The sequence below is a fragment of the Herbiconiux sp. SALV-R1 genome, from assembly GCF_013113715.1.
Lineage (GTDB): Bacteria > Actinomycetota > Actinomycetes > Actinomycetales > Microbacteriaceae > Herbiconiux.
The window spans coordinates 1,235,048-1,250,208 of record NZ_CP053344.1 but is presented as its reverse complement, the minus strand read 5'-3'; the positions used below and the strand labels follow the sequence as shown (position 1 = coordinate 1,250,208).

Annotated in this window: 14 protein-coding genes; 8 read left to right on the top strand and 6 right to left on the bottom strand. The window is 73.2% G+C overall.

What is annotated here, in order from left to right; genetic code table 11:
• Positions 1-47: 47 nt before the first annotated feature.
• From HL652_RS06120 to HL652_RS06110, 3 genes are all read right to left on the bottom strand, one after another.
• Entirely contained in the window at positions 48-1,205 is a 1,158-nt protein-coding gene (locus HL652_RS06120; RefSeq protein ID WP_171704488.1) for a DUF4192 family protein, read from the bottom strand.
• Positions 1,206-1,377: 172 nt separating this feature from the next.
• A complete protein-coding gene (locus tag HL652_RS06115; protein ID WP_171704486.1) occupies positions 1,378-1,932 on the bottom strand; it encodes a YceI family protein in 555 nt (184 codons plus the stop codon).
• A 109-nt stretch (positions 1,933-2,041) separates the two neighbouring features.
• On the bottom strand, positions 2,042-2,539 hold the full coding sequence (locus HL652_RS06110; protein WP_171704484.1) for a hypothetical protein: 498 nt from the start codon (positions 2,537-2,539) through the stop codon (positions 2,042-2,044).
• A gap of 90 nt (positions 2,540-2,629) precedes the next feature.
• Here HL652_RS06110 and HL652_RS06105 point away from each other — a divergent pair, with 90 nt between their 5' ends.
• Entirely contained in the window at positions 2,630-3,793 is a 1,164-nt protein-coding gene (locus HL652_RS06105) for a coiled-coil domain-containing protein (protein ID WP_171704482.1), read from the top strand.
• A 57-nt stretch (positions 3,794-3,850) separates the two neighbouring features.
• On the opposite strand, the gene HL652_RS06100 is transcribed toward HL652_RS06105, so the two are convergent.
• A complete protein-coding gene (locus HL652_RS06100) occupies positions 3,851-4,801 on the bottom strand; it encodes a DNA-3-methyladenine glycosylase family protein (protein ID WP_171704480.1) in 951 nt (316 codons plus the stop codon).
• Positions 4,801-5,730, bottom strand: coding sequence for an NUDIX domain-containing protein (locus tag HL652_RS06095; protein ID WP_171704478.1), 930 nt, complete (start codon positions 5,728-5,730; stop codon positions 4,801-4,803). The genes HL652_RS06100 and HL652_RS06095 overlap by 1 nt, the downstream gene beginning before the upstream one ends.
• A gap of 58 nt (positions 5,731-5,788) precedes the next feature.
• On the opposite strand from HL652_RS06095, the gene folP reads away from it, so the two are divergent.
• Genes folP through HL652_RS06080 form a run of 3 tightly spaced genes read left to right on the top strand, consistent with a single transcriptional unit; the run spans position 5,789 to position 8,219 of the window.
• Positions 5,789-6,673, top strand: a complete 885-nt coding sequence (folP, locus tag HL652_RS06090; protein ID WP_171704476.1) for a dihydropteroate synthase — start codon at positions 5,789-5,791, stop codon at positions 6,671-6,673.
• Positions 6,670-7,560 carry a pyrimidine reductase family protein gene (locus HL652_RS06085; RefSeq protein WP_171704474.1) on the top strand — a complete coding sequence of 297 codons (891 nt, stop codon included), beginning with the start codon at positions 6,670-6,672 and terminating at the stop codon, positions 7,558-7,560. The genes folP and HL652_RS06085 overlap by 4 nt, the downstream gene beginning before the upstream one ends.
• Entirely contained in the window at positions 7,557-8,219 is a 663-nt protein-coding gene (locus tag HL652_RS06080; protein ID WP_216604025.1) for a trimeric intracellular cation channel family protein, read from the top strand. Before HL652_RS06085 ends, HL652_RS06080 begins: the two co-directional genes overlap by 4 nt.
• A 101-nt stretch (positions 8,220-8,320) precedes the next feature.
• Here the strand turns inward: HL652_RS06080 and HL652_RS06075 are convergent, their stop codons facing one another.
• Positions 8,321-10,825: a DEAD/DEAH box helicase gene (locus HL652_RS06075; RefSeq protein ID WP_171707211.1), complete on the bottom strand. Its 2,505-nt coding sequence runs from the start codon at positions 10,823-10,825 to the stop codon at positions 8,321-8,323.
• Between the two features lie 99 nt (positions 10,826-10,924).
• On the opposite strand from HL652_RS06075, the gene HL652_RS06070 reads away from it, so the two are divergent.
• From HL652_RS06070 to HL652_RS06055, 4 genes are all read left to right on the top strand, one after another.
• On the top strand, positions 10,925-11,350 hold the full coding sequence (locus HL652_RS06070) for an RNA-binding S4 domain-containing protein (RefSeq protein ID WP_171704472.1): 426 nt from the start codon (positions 10,925-10,927) through the stop codon (positions 11,348-11,350).
• A gap of 123 nt (positions 11,351-11,473) precedes the next feature.
• Positions 11,474-13,633: a coiled-coil domain-containing protein gene (locus tag HL652_RS06065; protein WP_171704470.1), complete on the top strand. Its 2,160-nt coding sequence runs from the start codon at positions 11,474-11,476 to the stop codon at positions 13,631-13,633.
• A 157-nt stretch (positions 13,634-13,790) separates the two neighbouring features.
• Entirely contained in the window at positions 13,791-14,432 is a 642-nt protein-coding gene (locus HL652_RS06060) for a TetR/AcrR family transcriptional regulator (RefSeq protein WP_171704468.1), read from the top strand.
• Positions 14,433-14,555: 123 nt separating this feature from the next.
• The gene (locus tag HL652_RS06055) at positions 14,556-15,158 is read left to right on the top strand and encodes a TetR/AcrR family transcriptional regulator (protein WP_171704466.1); all 603 of its coding nucleotides are present in this window, start codon (positions 14,556-14,558) and stop codon (positions 15,156-15,158) included.
• Positions 15,159-15,161 lie beyond the last annotated feature (3 nt).

Genomic DNA, 15,161 nt, shown 5'->3' with positions numbered 1-15,161 from the left:
CGGTCGACCGAGCTGCTCAGCCCGCCCACCGGCCACTGACCCGCCCCTCACAGCACCCACCCGGGCACGGCGCCGCGATCGACCAGCGTGCTCAGCCCGAGGGCGAGCGTGTAGCCCGGATCGGCAGCGCGCGCGAGATCGAGGTAGGCACCCGCGGCGCTGCCTCGGCCGCGCGACCACTCCAACCAGCCGAGGATGGTGAGCGGCGCCGCAGCGAGCCCACCCGGACTGCTCTCCGCGACGGTGCGCAGCACCTCCACGGCCCGACGCACCCTCCACGGCTCAGGTGCCTCGAGCCCGCCCGCGGCCTCCCCACCACAGACCCCGTCGGTAGCGCCGGCCGGCACCTCCATGCCGAGCAGGCGCGCGAGAGCGTCGTGACCACGTCCCCTCGCCGCCCGCTGGTCGCGGACCGCTTCGCCGACCACGGTCAGCGCGGCGTCGAAGCCCCAGGCGCTCAGCACGAGCACGCTGTCGCGCACCGGCTCCCGGCAGAGGGTGCCTGACAGGGCGACGCACCGCGCCTCGGTGAGCGTCGGCAGGGAGGCGCGCAATGCCGCCCTCCAGGCGCGAAGCGCGGCGACGACGCACGCCGGTGTCTCCGCAGGAGTCTCGCCGGCCACCTTCCCCGTCGGCGAGTCGGCCGGCGTCGTGTTCCCGTCGAGCGGCGCCAGAGAGGCTCGCCCCGGGGCGCTCTTGTGATCGGAGACGGCGCGCAAGGGAACGAACGGCCCATGGTGCGGGTCGGCACGGGGCGTCGCACGCATCGGCAGGGCCATCTCGACGCCCGAGACGCACACGCTCCACCCGATCGGGTATCCCGCGTCGGCGAGCCCGCCTCTGACGGCGGCGGCCAGCGCTTCGAGCCGTGACTCTTCGTGAGCCCCAGGGGGTGCCAGGCGCGGGATGCAGCCGAAGACCACCACGTCGACGGTCACGACCTTCCGCACGCGAGCGGAGAGGGCCGCCACCTCGCGAGCGAAAGGCCCGTGGCGCGCGACATCGGCGGCGTCACCGCCCCGGCCGCCCGGGAGGTCGACCCGAAGAACGGCAGCCGGCCGCGCCCCTCGGCGGAGCCTGAGCACGAGCGAGTTCTCAGGCCGGTAGCCGAGCACCCGTTCGACCTCGTCGATCACCTCCGATCGGCGGGACGATGGGACGAAGGGGGCGGTGGGAGGTGGCGGTGACGAAGCGAGAACGGTCATGCCCTCAGCGTCGGCCGACGCTCCCCGTTCGAACGGCGGACCGCGAGATCTGTGGAGGACGAGGCGCCGAACCCGCCCTGTGGAGCAGCCGCGACCAACCCCCGCAGACAGCACGACGCCGGCGGAACATCGTCCGCCGGCGTCGTGCCTGGCTCTGCCCTGCGGCCGCCGATCAGGCCTGCAGCGCCGCCTGGATGTCGAGGGTGATGGTGACCTTGTCGCCGACCAGCACGCCGCCGGTCTCGAGCGCGGCGTTCCAGTTCACGCCGAAGTCGTTGCGGTCGATCTCGGTCTTGGCCTCGAAGCCGGCCTTGTAGTTGCCGTAGGCGTCGGTGCCGAAGCCGCCGAAGTCGACGTCGAAGGTGACGGGCTTGGTGACACCCTTGATGGTGAGGTCGCCGTCGACCTTGAAGTCGCCGCCCTCGTTGCGCACGCCGGTCGAGACGAAGGTGATCTTCGGGAACTCGGGGGCGTTGAAGAAGTCGTTGGTCGCGAGGTGTCCGTCGCGGTTCTTGTCGTTGGTGTTCACCGAGGCGACGTCGGCCTCGGCCGTGACCTTGGTCTCGAGCGGGTTCTCGGTGGTCACGAAGGTCGCGTCGAAGGTGTCGAAGGTGCCCTTGACCTTGCTGATGAGCATGTGGCGCACGCTGAAGCCGACCTCCGAGTGGGAGGGGTCGACGGTCCAGGTGCCTGCCTTGAAGCCGGGGATGGAGACGGTGTCAGTCATGGGTTTCTCTCTTCGTGAGTCGGTACGAGTCGGATGGGCGCGGAGACCGGCCACCTCGATACAAATGCATCGAGATGGGAGTTTATTCCGAATCGGTGAACAGTTTTCCTCAGCGGAGGATCTCGATCATGAGCACCCAGGCGTTCAGCACCGCTGCCATGAAGATCGAGATGAAACCGACGGCGACGAGGTACAGACCCCACGGCGCCGACGCCAGCAGGGCGACCCCGCCCGCGGCCACCCAGAGCGGCGAACCCACCCCGAGCAGCAGTTGCGCGAGTCGCCCGACGGCGCCCGAGCTGCCGTGCGAGGCGTACATGCGCCGCACCGCGTCGATCTGCAGGGCCACGGCGATGGCCGCGAAGAACACCAGCTCGAGGCCGAGCAGCGGCAACGGCTGACCGGGGATGAGCATCGCGATCGACCCGACGAGGATCACCACGACGGAGGCGATCGTCGCCACCGACCGCGACGGAAGGCTCTCCCCCTCGAGGATCTGCTTCACGTTCACCGAGATCACGACCATGATGAGACCCGCGAGCGCGCCCGCCGCCCCGGCGCTGGCCACGGCGAAGTCGGTCCAGCCCTCGGGCATCACGGTCTCCATGCCCGAATGGTAGTGGCAGCCTGACCGCGCTCCCACGGCGCGCGACACGATTCTGCACAATTTTCACATTCGTCACATAGTCTGGAGGCCATGTGGAAGCCCTCCGCGCGCAGTTGGACAGTCCTCACGGTCACCGCGGCCCTGGTGCTGGGCGTCGGCCTGCCCGCATCCGCTTCCCCCCTCGTGCGCGACGACCCCACCTGGGACGACGTGCAGGCGGCCAAGCAGAACGCCCAGGCGAAGGCGCAGGAGGTCGACAACATCACCTCCATCATCGCCACCCTCGAAGACGAGGCGGCGGCCCGCGCCGACGAGGCCTTCGCCCGCGGCCAGGAGTACCTCAAGGCCAGCTACGACCTGCAGGCGGCCAGCGGATACGCCGACACGCTCACCGCGCAGGCGGCCGACGCACAGACCAAGGCCGACACGGCCAAGGCGCAGATCGGGCAGCTCGTCGCCCAGCTCTACCGGGCGGGCGGTGACTCGACGCTGGGGCTCATCCTCGAGCAGGATCAGTCCGACCAGCTGCTCTACCGCCTCGGCACGATGTCGAAGCTCACCGAGCAGACCGCGGGCATCCGCGACCGTGCCGTCGCCGCCCAGAACACCGCAGACGCCCTCACCGCCCAGGCCGACCGGGCCAGGGCCGAGCGCGACCGGCTCGCCACCGAGGCGAGCGACCGGCTCGCCGCCGCCGAAGACGCCCAGGCGGCAGCCGACGCGAAGGTCGCCGACAACCAGACCCGCAAGCAGACCCTCACCGCGCAGCTCGCCACCCTGAACGACCGCAGCGTCGAGGTCGAGCGCGCGTACCTCGAGAGTGAGGCGTACAAGGCGGCGCAGCGGGCGGCCGAGGAGGCGGCGAAGGCCGCCGAGCGGGCCAAGGCCGCCGAGGAGGAGCAGCCGGGCAGCGCCTGGGTCCCCGGCAGCGGCGAGGTCGCCTCGCCCGCCGAGGCGCAGGCCTTCGCGGCGAGCCAGATGGGCAACTACGGCTGGGGCGGCGGGCAGTTCGACTGCCTCGTGCAGCTCTGGATCGGCGAATCCGGATGGCGCGCCAACGCGTACAACCCCTCCAGCGGCGCCTACGGCATCCCGCAGTCGCTCCCCGCCAGCAAGATGGCCTCGGTCGGCGCCGACTACGTCACCAACGCCGCCACCCAGATCATCTGGGGCATGAACTACATCTCCGACCGCTACGGCACCCCGTGCGGCGCGCTGTCGGCGTGGCAGGCGCGATCGCCGCACTGGTACTGATCGGCGGGTCGCCGGCCAGGCGCTCGGCGCGACGACGTCGCCCGCCGACCGGACGAATCAGTACGCCCGATGGTCCTGGATGGTCATCCGCGGCCCGCGGCGGGGCGGCCTGAAGCCGCTCGACAGCACGAGGCGCACCACCCGCTGTCGCTGCCCGCGCCACGGTTCGAGCAGCTCGGCGAGGGCGTCGTCGTCGATCGGCTCGCCGCAGAGGGCCCAGCCCATCGTCGAGGCGAGGTGGTAGTCGCCGAAGCTCACCGCATCCGGGTCGCCGTGGGCGCGCTGGGCGGTCTCGGCGGCGGTCCACTCCCCCACGCCGACCACCGACCGCAGGCGTCGCCACACGTCGGCGCCCCCGCGGCTCGCGATGGCCGTGCGCTCCAGCCCCGCGGCCACGCCCGCCGCGCGGATGACCGTCGCCGCCCGACCCGGGTCGACACCCGCACGATGCCACTCCCACGACGGGATGCGCTTCCAGGCGGACGCGGTCGGCGACACCCTGAGACGGTCGGGCCCCGGCCCCGGCGCCGGCTCGCCGTGCCGGGCGACCAGCACCCGCCAGGCGCGGAACGCCTCGGCCGAGGTGATGCGCTGCTCGATGACGGCGGGCGCGAGGGCGTCGAGCACCCGGCCGGTGCGGCTGAGGCGCAGGCCCTGGTTGCGGCGCGCGGAATCGGCGAGCAGCGGATGCGCGGAGACGTCGAGCGCGCTCCAATCGTCGCCGTCGCCCAGCAGCTCGGGCACCGTGTGCAGGGCCTCACCCGCACCGTCGCCCCAGGCCACGGCCCGCACTCCCGACGAGGTCGGGGACAGTCGCAGGGTCGCCGTGCCCGCCGGCGTGCGGAGGGTGAGCCAGTGCGCGCCGCCCTCGACGACGAAGCACGGATCGCCCGCGCCTCGCCGGTGCTGACCCAGCGTCGACGCGAGGTCGACCGGCCTGCGCGGCTCGTAGTGGGTCTCGAGAGCCGACGAGTCGAGGACCTCCCGCCCGTTCACAGTGAGGGTCATCAGCGGCCGGGCTCGTCGAGCGCGTCGAGCAGTTCGAGGATCCACCGCGGCCCCCGCACCCGGGCGCCCAGCTCCTCGACCCGCGCGGTCAGCTCCCGGTCGGCCGTCACCACCGTCGTCTCGCCCGGGAACGGGTCGGCGACCGTGGCGACGATCGCGTCGTCACCCGAACCCTCGGCACGCACCAGGCGCACCAGACCGCCGGTGAGAGCGGGTGAGTCGGCGGGGTCGGTGCCGCGCGCATCCTTCGCCCTGCCCTCGATGACGACGTCGAAGCGCGGCCAGCGGCGATCGGCACCCCCGCCGTCACCGCGCGCACCGCCGTCGGCGACACCGTGCTCGGCCAGCGCCGTCAGGCGCCCGATGAGCCTCTCTGCGGCTCCGACCCGATCGCGCCACCAGCCGTCGGGGCGCGAGCCGATGACGTTCGCCGCGTCGACCACCACCCGCGAGCGCTCGTCGAGCCGTGCGCGGAGGGCCGGCCAGCTGGCGGCGAAGCCGGGGTGCAGCGGGAGCGAGTCCACCTCGTCGAGGGGCACCCAGCGCAGTTCGAGGCTCTCGGCGTCGCCGATCGTGGGCGTGAACGGCGAGGTGGCGCGCACCACCACGGTGACGTACGACCAGAAGCCCAGGTCGAAGGTCGAGGTGAAGGCGAGTTGCAGGAGCTCCGCCGGCACCCCGGCCTCCTCGCCGGCCTCGCGGACCGCGCCCGCGACGGCGCTCTCGCCCTCGTGCCGCGCGCCGCCCGGGAGGCCCCAGGTTCCGCCGAAGTGGCTCCACTCGGCGCGATGCTGCAGCAGCACCCCGGCTTCGGCGTGCACGAGCAGCCCCGCAGCTCCGTAGCGGCCCCAGTAGCGCTTGCCGTCGGGGGCCTCCACCCAGGCGTCACCGCTGTCGCGCGGTGGGAGCCGGGGAGGGAGGACCGTCATGGATCCACCTTCTCACGAGCTGCCCCACCCCGGCTGTCGCAGCGACCATGATGGACACATGATCGTCACACCCGCGCTGCGGCACCCGGTGCGCCGTCTCGGATCGCGCACCATCGACTTCGACCGGCGCATCGCGGTGATGGCCATCGTCAACCGCACCCCCGACTCGTTCTTCGACCAGGGAGCGACCTTCGCCCTCGACAGCGCGGTCGACGCAGCGCTCCGCGCGGCCGAGCTCGGCGCCGACTGGGTCGACGTGGGAGGCGCGAAGTTCGCGCCAGGGCCCGAGATCCCGGCCGAGGAGGAGCTCGATCGCGTGCTCCCCGTGGTCGCGGCGGTGGCCGAGCGGAGCGACGTCGTGATCTCGGTCGACACCTTCCGCGCATCCGTCGCCGCCGCCTGCATCGCCGCGGGGGCGCACGTCGTGAACGACACGACGGGGCTGAGCGACCCCGAGATGGCCGCCGTCGTCGCCGGGAGCGGCGCCTCCCTCGTGATCACCCACAGCCTCGCCGCTCCCCGCCGGCCGCATCCCCGGCCGCGCTACGACGACGTGGTGGCCGAGGTGCGCGCCTTCCTCGACCAGCGCGTCGAGGAGGCGACGGCGGCCGGCGTCACCGAGGCGCAGCTGTTCGTCGACCCCGGGCATGACCTGAACAAGAACACCCGGCACAGCCTCGAGCTCACCCGCCGTTTCGACGAGATCGCCGCGATCGGGCTGCCCGCGCTCGCCGCCGTGTCGAACAAGGACTTCGTGGGCGAGAGCCTCGGTGCCGTCAAGAGCGAGCGCACCGAGGGCTCGCTCGTCGCTGCCACGGTGTGCGCCCTGCTCGGGGCGCGCGTGGTGCGCATGCACGACGTGGCGGCGTCGGTGAAGGCGATGCGGATGCTCGAGGCCGTACTCGGGTTCCGCGAACCCGTGCAGGAGGTGCACAACGTATGACCGACCAGACCATCAGCGGCGGCGCTCCCGCGGGGCGGGGCGACGAGGAGCCCATCCTGCTGCTCACGGGCGGCAGGCCCGACCTCGGTGGGGGCGCCCTCGACGACGACGCACTCTGGAGCCTCTACGACGTCGACGACCGCGCGACCGGCGTGCTGCGGGTGAACTTCGTGCAGAGCCTCGACGGGTCGGCCACCGTCGACGGCCTCTCGGGCGGCCTCGGGGGGCCCGCCGACAAGCGGGTCTTCGACACGCTCCGCTCGCTCGCCGACGTCGTGCTGGTCGGGGCGGGCACCGCCCGCGACGAGGGATACGGCGCGCTGCGGGTCTCCGCCGAGAGATCGGCGCGGCGGGTCGCGGCGGGGCTCCCGGCGCAGCCGGCGATGGCGCTGGTGAGCGGGCGGCTCAGCCTCGACCCCGGCTCCGACCTCTTCGCCGTCGCGCCCCGACGCCCCCTCGTGTTCACCGTCGAGGCGGCGCCGGCGGATGCTCGGGCCCGCCTCAGCGAGGTCGCCGACGTCGTCGACGTGGGCACCGACACGGTCGACCCCGCGCGGATCGTCGCCGAACTCACCTCGCGCGGCCACACCCAGGTGCTCTGCGAAGGCGGTCCGTCGCTGTTCGGCGACTTGGTGGCCGCCGACCTCGTCGACGAGTTCTGCCTCACCCTCAGCCCGCTGCTCGAAGGCGGGCACGGCCCCCGCGTCATCACGGCACCGACCGAGACGCCCGCCCCGCCGCGCGGGCTCGAGCTCGGCCACGTGCTCCGCTCGGGCAGCACGCTGCTGACCCGCTGGCGGCGCCCTGCCGGTACCTCGCGCGGCGGTGCCGGCGGCGGCTCGACCGGCGGCGGCACCGCCGGTACAGACGAGCGGTCGCGCGGGTGAGCGGAACGGGGGCGGCCGCCGCGTGGTCGCGGCACGGTCGTCAGGCCTCGCGGTTGTTCACCGTCGCCGACATCGTCGCCACGGGTCTGTTCGCCTTCGAGGGGGCGAGGCTCGCCGCCGTGGCGGGCCTCGACGTGTTCGGCGTGCTCGTGGTGGGCTGCGTGTCGGCGACGGTGGGCGGCATCCTGCGCGACGTGCTGCTCGGCGACGTGCCGCCGTTCGCGTTCCGCTCGCCGTCGCGCATCCTCATCGCCCTGCTCGGCTCGGTGCTCGCCTTCGCCGTGGTGGCCCTCTCGGCCGACACGCCCGACGACGCGTTCGCCGTCCTCGACGCGCTCGGACTCGCGCTCTTCGCCGTCACCGGCGCCGAGAAGGCGCTCGACCACCGGGCGATCGGGTGGGTGGTCGTGATCCTCGGCACCCTCACCGCCGTCGGCGGGGGCATGGTGCGCGACGTGCTGCTCGGGGGCATCCCGTCGGTGCTCACCTCGAGCGTCTACGCATCGGCTGCCGCAGCCGGGTCGCTCGCACTGCTGGTGGCCGCGAGGCTGCGCCTCACCCCCGCCGTCGCGATGACGACCGGCTTCGTCGTCTGCGCCGCCCTCCGCATCCTCGCCATCGCCTTCGACTGGCAGCTCCCCTCCCTCGTCGCCCGCTGAGCCGGCACGCGGCAGGTCATCCGCTGACGCGCCACCCGGGCAAGTCAGCCCGCCGACCCGCCACCCGGGTAGGTCATCCGCTCACCCGCCACCCGGGCAGGTCAGAGCTGGTCGACGGCGAGGATGCGGACGACCGCGGCGCCCGCGTCGTTGGAGGCGGCGAGGTCGATCTCGGCGGCGATGCCCCAGTCGTGGTCACCGGCGGGGTCGTCGAAGATCTGGCGGGCGCGCCAGACGGCGGGCTCCTCCTCGAGGATGAGGAGGGCGCCGCTGCGCGCGTGCGGGCCGATGCCGAGGGAGTCGTGCATGTCGTAGTACGCGTCCATCGCCGTTGCCCAGCGATCGGCTCCGAACCCCGAAGCGGCATCGAGCTCGCCGAGCTCCTCCCACGCCTCGCGGGCGGCGAGGGTCACCCGGCGGAACAGCTCGTTGCGCACCAGGATGCGGAACGCCCGGGGGTTCGACGTGAGCAGCTTCGGGGCCGGCGGCACGATGGGCGCCTCCTCCTCGTGCTCGGCGGCCGCGGCGACCGCCTCGGGGTCGACCAGGGCCTCCCACTCGTCGAGCACGCTGGAGTCGGTCTGGCGCACCAGCTCGCCGAGCCACTCGATGAGGTCGACCAGGTCGTCGCTCTTCAGCTCGTCGGGCACCGTGGAGCGCAGGGTGCGGTAGGCGTCGGAGAGGTAGCGCAGCACCAAGCCCTCCGACCGGGCGAGACGGTAGAACGCGATGTACTCGCCGAACGACATCGCCCGCTCGTACATGTCGCGCACGACCGACTTCGGCGAGATGTCGAAGTCGCCGATCCACGGCTGCGACGCGCGGTAGGTGGCGAAGGCCTCGCCGAGGAGGCCCTCCAGCGGCTTCGGGTGGGTGACCTCGTCGAGCAGCTCCATGCGCTGGTCGTAGTCGAGCCCCTCGGCCTTCATCGCCGCGACCGCCTCGCCCCGCGCCACGAACTGCTGCGCCGAGAGCACCGGCCGCGGATCGTCGAGGATGGCCTCGGTGACCGACACCACGTCGAGCGCGAAGACGGGCGACTCCTCGTCGAGCAGCTCGTACACCGCGAGGGCGAACGGCGACAGCGGCTGGTTGAGGGCGAAGTTCGGCTGCAGGTCGACGGTGAGCCTGATGACGGTCTGCCTGGTGGTGGCGTCGGTGACCTGCTCGACCACCCCCGCGGTGCGGAGCGTGCGGTAGATGGCGAGCGCCTGGCGCAGCAGCTCGCGCTGGCGGGCGCGGGGCTCGTGGTTGTCTTCGAGCAGCGCGCGCATGTTCGCCACCACGTCGCCGCCTCTGGCGATGGTGTTGAGCACCATCGCGTGCGTGACGCGGAACTGCGAGGTGAGCTTCTCGGGTTGGGCGGCGATGAGCTTCTCGAAGCTCGGCTCGCCCCACGACACGAACCCCTCCGGCGCCTTCTTGCGCACGAACTTGCGCCGCTTCTTCGGGTCGTCGCCGAGCTTCGCGAGCGCCTTGAGGTTCTCGGTCTCGTGCTCGGGCGCCTGCACCACGACGGTGCCCGCCGTGTCGAAGCCGGCCCGACCCGCCCGGCCGGCGATCTGGTGGAACTCGCGCGCTGTGAGCTGCCGCATGCGGGTGCCGTCGAACTTGGTGAGGGCCGAGAGGAGCACGGTGCGGATGGGCACGTTGATGCCCACACCCAGCGTGTCGGTGCCGCAGATGACCCGCAGCAGACCGCGCTGCGCCAGCCGCTCGACGAGCCTGCGGTACTTCGGCAGCATTCCCGCGTGGTGCACCCCGATGCCCATCCTGATGAGCCGCGACAGCGTCTTGCCGAAGGCGGTGGTGAACCGGAACGGGCCGATCAGCTCGGCGATCTCGTCGCGCTGCGCCCGGCTGGCCACCGAGATGCTCGACAGCGCCTGCGCCCGCTCGACGGCGGCCAGCTGGCTGAAGTGCACGATGTACACCGGCGCGCGATGCGTCTGCAGCAGCTCCTCCACGGTCTCCTGGATGGGCGTGGTGGCGTAGCTGTAGCTGAGCGGCACCGGGCGGGAGACCCCCGTGATGACGGTGGTCTCCCGGCCGGTACGACGGGAGAGGTCGGTGGCGAGCCAGTCGACGTCGCCGAGCGTCGCCGACATGAGCACGAACTGGGCGCGCGGCAGGGTGAGCAGCGGCGTCTGCCAGGCCCACCCGCGATCGGCCTCGGCGTAGAAGTGGAACTCGTCCATCACGACCTGGCCCACGGGGGTCTCCGGCCCGTGCCGCAGAGCGAGGTTGGCGAGGATCTCGGCGGTGGCGCAGACGATCGGCGCCTCGGGGTTCACCGACGAGTCGCCCGTGACCATTCCCACGTTCGCGGCGCCGAAGATCTCGACCAGGTCGAAGAACTTCTCCGACACGAGGGCCTTGATGGGTGCGGTGTAGTAGCTGCGCTCCCCCTTCGCCAGCGCGACCGCGTGCGCCGCGACCGCCACGAGCGACTTGCCCGTGCCGGTGGGGGTGGAGAGGATGACGTTCTCCCCCGACACGATGGCCACCAGCGACTCGTCTTGAGCGGGGTAGAGCGGTGTACCGCGCTCGGCCGCCCAGCTCGCGAACGCCTCGTACGCCTCGTCGGGGTCGAAGGGCGAGGGCATCGCGGGCGGGGAGGAGACAGCGGTGAGGGGCACCACATCAGCCTAGGCGCGCATCCGTCTCGCCCGACTCTGCAGCCCAGGCTGTGGAAGACTTTCGAGATGGCCCCGGGTGTGAACAAGTCGAACGCGAACGCGGCCCCCGGCGCGAACGCGCCCACCGGCGTGCGCCTCGACAGCTGGCTCTGGGCCGTGCGCGTGTACAAGACCCGCTCGGCCGCCACCACGGCGTGCCGGGCCGGGCACGTCAAGCTCAACGGCACGACGGCGAAGGCCGCGCAGACCGTGCGCCCCGGCGACGAGGTGCGGGCGCGCATCTCGGGTTTCGACCGCATCCTCACCGTGCGCGCCCTCGCCACCAAGCGGGGTTCCGCGGTGGCCGCCGCCGAGTGCTTCGTCGACCTCACTCCCCCGCCCCCGCCGCGCGAGGCGGTGGCCTTCGTGCCGGTGCGCGACCGCGGTGCGGGGCGGCCCACCAAGCGCGACCGACGCGAGATCGAGCGCCTGCGCGGCACCCGGGAGCCCTGAACGACGCCTGTCGACCGAGCTTGCGAGAACCCTGACCGTTCCCGCCCGCGAGGCGACTAACCTTGATGCGACGAGCCGCGACGACAGCGGCAGCCCCCCACCCGCGAGGCCAGTAGGAGCATCATGTCCGACGCCACCACGACCGAATACACCCTGAGCCGGCGCGACCGCACCGCGCTGGCCTTCGTGGGCGCCTCGCTCAAGATCGGCACCCCCGAGTTCCGCGAGCGCTACGAGGCGATCGTCGACGAGCTGTACCGTCACCACTTCATCGACCCCACCGCGCACCCCGCCTACGAGGCGCCCGAGATCGTCCCCGCCGAAGAGGTGGAGGGCGACGACGACCCGCTCGAGATCATCCGCTCGCAGCTCGGTCTCGTCATCGACGACCGGCGCCTGCGCGACACCGCCCGCCTCGACGCCGAGCGCGAGCTCGCCGCCACCCGCGACCGCCTCACCGAGATGACCGCCCGCTACGAAGACACCCAGGCGCGCCTCGACTCGACCGCGGCGACCCTCGCGCAGCGCGAGGCCGAGCTCGCCGCCCTTCACGAACGCCTGATCGGCGAGACCAACGCCCTGCGCGCGCAGCTCGCCGACGAGACGGCACGGATGCAGGCGGAACTCGCCGCACAGACCGGCGCGCTCACCGCCCAGCTGGCCGCCGAGACCGGAGCGCTGCAGACCCAGCTCGCCGACACCACGACCCGGCTCACCCAGGAGCAGCAGGCCACCGTTGCGGGCTACGAGAACCAGGTCGCCGGGCTGCACGCCGCCCACGCGGCCCAGCTCGAGCAGCTCTCCAGCTCGCACGCGGCCCAGCTCGAGCAGCTCTCCGCCTCGCACGCGGCCCAGCTCGAGCAGATGTCGACCGCCCACCAGACCCAGCTCGACGAGCTGCGGTTTGCCCACCAGACCGAGACCGAGCAGCTGCGGGCCGGGCACGCCAGCGAATCGGATGCGCTGCGCGCCCACGATGAACAGCTCCAGGCCTCGCACGCGGCTGAGCTGGAGCAGCTGCGCGCCGCCCACGCCGCCGAGATCGAGCAGCTGCAGGCCGCCCATGCCGCCGAGGTCGACCAGCTGCGGAGCGCGGCCGCCGCCGCCGCCGAGGAGCAGCGCCAGGCGTCGCAGAGCGAGATCGAGCGGCTCGCCGCCGAGCGCGCCCAGCTCGAGTCCGACCACCTCGCCGCCCTCGCCGAGCGGGAGCAGCTCGCCGAGCAGCTCGGCGCCGAGCACCGCGCGGCCCTCGCCGACAGCGACGCCCGCAGCGATCAGCTGCGCGCCGAGCACGCCGCAGCCCTCGCCGCCATCACCGCCGAGGCCGCCGAGGCCGCCGACGGCGATGACGCGCTCACCGCCGCCCGCACCCGCGTCGCCGAGCTCGAGAGCGAGCTCGGCGCGGCCCAGGAGGCCGAGGCGGCCCACGACGCCCGGGTGGCCGAGCTGGAGGCCGAGCTCGCCGAGGCGCGGGCCGCGGCCTCCGACACCGCGGCACTCGAGGAGGCGGAGGCCAGGGTCGCCGTGCTCGAGGCGGAACTCGCCGAGGCGCGACTCGGCGCCAGCGAGTCGGTGGGCGGGGGCGAGGCCGCCGAGGCGGCCGCGGCAGCCCGCGTCGCCGAACTCGAGATCGAACTCGCCGAGGCGCACCGCGCCGCCGCAGACACGACGGCGCTCGACGCGGCCGAGGCCCGGGTGGCCCAGCTCGAGTCGGAGCTCGCCGATGCCCTCGCGTCGGCGGGCGACCCGGCCGAGCTCGAGGCGGCCCGAGCCCGCGTCGCCGAGCTCGAGCGCGAGCGATCGGCCGGCGCGGCCGCCGACCCCGAGGCCTTCGGCGGCGACCTCGAGCTGCTCGAGGCGCGAGCCCGCGTCGCCGAGCTCGAGCACGAGCTCGCGGAAGCCCGCGAAGCGGCGAGCGCTCAGGGCCCGAACGGCGCGGCGAGCGCCACCTCCCCCGACATCGCGGCGCTCGAGCGCGAGCTGGCCGACGCACGCAGCGAGATCGGCGTGCTCGCCGACGAGCGCGACCGCGCCCTCTCCGACGCCGCCATCGCCCTCGCCGACCGCGAGCAGCTGAGCGACTCCCTCACCGAGCTGCAGGCCTCGCGCAACGTCTCGGCGGCGACGCTCCAGGGTGAGCTGCGTTCGGTGCGGTCGCTGGTCGACGAGATCGAGGAGATCGCCACCGGCCAGCTGTGCGCCGAGGACGAGACGAACGAGTACGCCATCGGCGCGAACGACTCCGCCGTGCTGGTGCTGAACGCCATCGCCGACGCCCAGTGAGCCCCGCCGGGGCGAGGTGCCGGTGGCGGCAAGCGGCGCCCTCCGCGGGTCAGAACGCATGCATCGTCATGGACATGTGTACACTGTCCACACGACTCCCCGCCGTCTCGCGACGGGCGAGCGCCGCCCCCGTCCCCCGTCAGAACCCGAGGCGCCCATGAGCGACGACCGCACGCCGGGCCCACGCAGCACGTACCGCCACGGCGACCTGCGCGAGGCGCTCATCGAGGTGGCGGTCGAGATGGCCCGCGAGGGCGGCCCGGCCGCCGTGGTGCTGCGGGAGGCGACCCGGCGGGCCGGCGTGTCGCCCAACGCCGCCTACCGCCACTTCGCCGATCGCGACGCGCTGCTGCAGGCCGTCTCCGACGTCTGCCTCGGCCTCTCGGCCGATCGCATCCAAGCCGAGTTCGACGCGCATCCGCCCTCGGGCGACGCCGAACAGGATGCGCGCATGACGTTGCGCGCGGTCGGCCTCGGCTACATCGGCTTCGCCCGGGAGGAGCCCGGGCTCTTCCGCACCGCGTTCACCGTTCCCGACGACCTGCGCCGCGCGACGATGCCCGAGAAGGCGGGTCGCGCGGGGCTCACCCCGTTCCAGCAGGTGGGCCTCGCACTCGACCGGCTGGTGGAGGCGGGCCTGCTGCCGCCCGAGCGGCGGCAGAACGCGGAGTTCCTGGCCTGGGCGACCGTTCACGGGCTCGGGATGCTCGTCATCGACGGCCCGTTGCGCGGCCTCGACGACCGCATGGTCGACTTCGCCACCGAGCGGCTGCTCGACATGGTCGACCGCGGGCTCTGACGAGCGGGTAGCGTCGGCCGGGCCCAGCCCGGCTGCGGGCTCTGACAGTCGGGTAGCGTCGGCCGGGCACAGCCCGACCGGGGCCTCCGGACACGCCGTGGCGCACCCGGCATAATGGGCAGCATGTCCGTGCACGATGCCGATCACCCCGACGGGGCGGAGGACAGGCCCGCGGAGGACAGACCCGGCGCCGACGAGCGCATCGTGGCCGCGACCCTGCAGCTGCTGCGCGACCGCGGGCCGGCCGGGGTGAACGTGGAGGCGGTGGCCGCAGCATCCGGAGTCGCGAAGACGACGATCTACCGGCGCTACGCCGACCGCGACGCCCTCATCGTCGCCGCCATCGACGCCGCCACCACCGAGGTGACGCTGCCCGAGGGCATGTCGACCTATGACACCCTGCACTGGCTGCTGGGCGCGGCACGGGTGAGGGTGCAGGACATCGTGGGGCGCGGGACGGTCGCCGCCATCCTGATCGACGACGACGGGCAGTTCACCGAGCAGCTGCGGGTGATGATCAGGCACCGCAGCCACCAGCTCGTCGCGTTCCTCGACGAGGCGGTGGCGCGCGGCGACCTGCGTCAGGGCCTCGACGTGAAGCTCACCGTGAGCGTGCTGCTGGGTGCGGCGGTCGGCCACGTCATCCGCGGCGGCGAGCCCGACGAGGAGTGGGCCGACCGGCTGCTCACGCTGCTCTGGCCCGCCCTCACCCCGCCGGCTGAGTAGCTC

Excerpts from the sequence above, each read along its gene's own strand:
- HL652_RS06110 (WP_171704484.1), bottom strand. The coding sequence starts at position 2,539 with ATGGAGACCGTGATGCCCGAGGGCTGGACCGACTTCGCCGTGGCCAGC.
- HL652_RS06105 (WP_171704482.1), top strand. The coding sequence starts at position 2,630 with ATGTGGAAGCCCTCCGCGCGCAGTTGGACAGTCCTCACGGTCACCGCG.
- HL652_RS06070 (WP_171704472.1), top strand. The coding sequence starts at position 10,925 with ATGGCCCCGGGTGTGAACAAGTCGAACGCGAACGCGGCCCCCGGCGCG.
- HL652_RS06085 (WP_171704474.1), top strand. The coding sequence starts at position 6,670 with ATGACCGACCAGACCATCAGCGGCGGCGCTCCCGCGGGGCGGGGCGAC.
- HL652_RS06115 (WP_171704486.1), bottom strand. The coding sequence starts at position 1,932 with ATGACTGACACCGTCTCCATCCCCGGCTTCAAGGCAGGCACCTGGACC.
- HL652_RS06055 (WP_171704466.1), top strand. The coding sequence starts at position 14,556 with ATGTCCGTGCACGATGCCGATCACCCCGACGGGGCGGAGGACAGGCCC.
- HL652_RS06095 (WP_171704478.1), bottom strand. The coding sequence starts at position 5,730 with ATGACGGTCCTCCCTCCCCGGCTCCCACCGCGCGACAGCGGTGACGCC.
- HL652_RS06065 (WP_171704470.1), top strand. The coding sequence starts at position 11,474 with ATGTCCGACGCCACCACGACCGAATACACCCTGAGCCGGCGCGACCGC.
- HL652_RS06075 (WP_171707211.1), bottom strand. The coding sequence starts at position 10,825 with ATGCCCTCGCCCTTCGACCCCGACGAGGCGTACGAGGCGTTCGCGAGC.
- HL652_RS06100 (WP_171704480.1), bottom strand. The coding sequence starts at position 4,801 with ATGACCCTCACTGTGAACGGGCGGGAGGTCCTCGACTCGTCGGCTCTC.
- HL652_RS06120 (WP_171704488.1), bottom strand. The coding sequence starts at position 1,205 with ATGACCGTTCTCGCTTCGTCACCGCCACCTCCCACCGCCCCCTTCGTC.
- folP (WP_171704476.1), top strand. The coding sequence starts at position 5,789 with ATGATCGTCACACCCGCGCTGCGGCACCCGGTGCGCCGTCTCGGATCG.
- HL652_RS06060 (WP_171704468.1), top strand. The coding sequence starts at position 13,791 with ATGAGCGACGACCGCACGCCGGGCCCACGCAGCACGTACCGCCACGGC.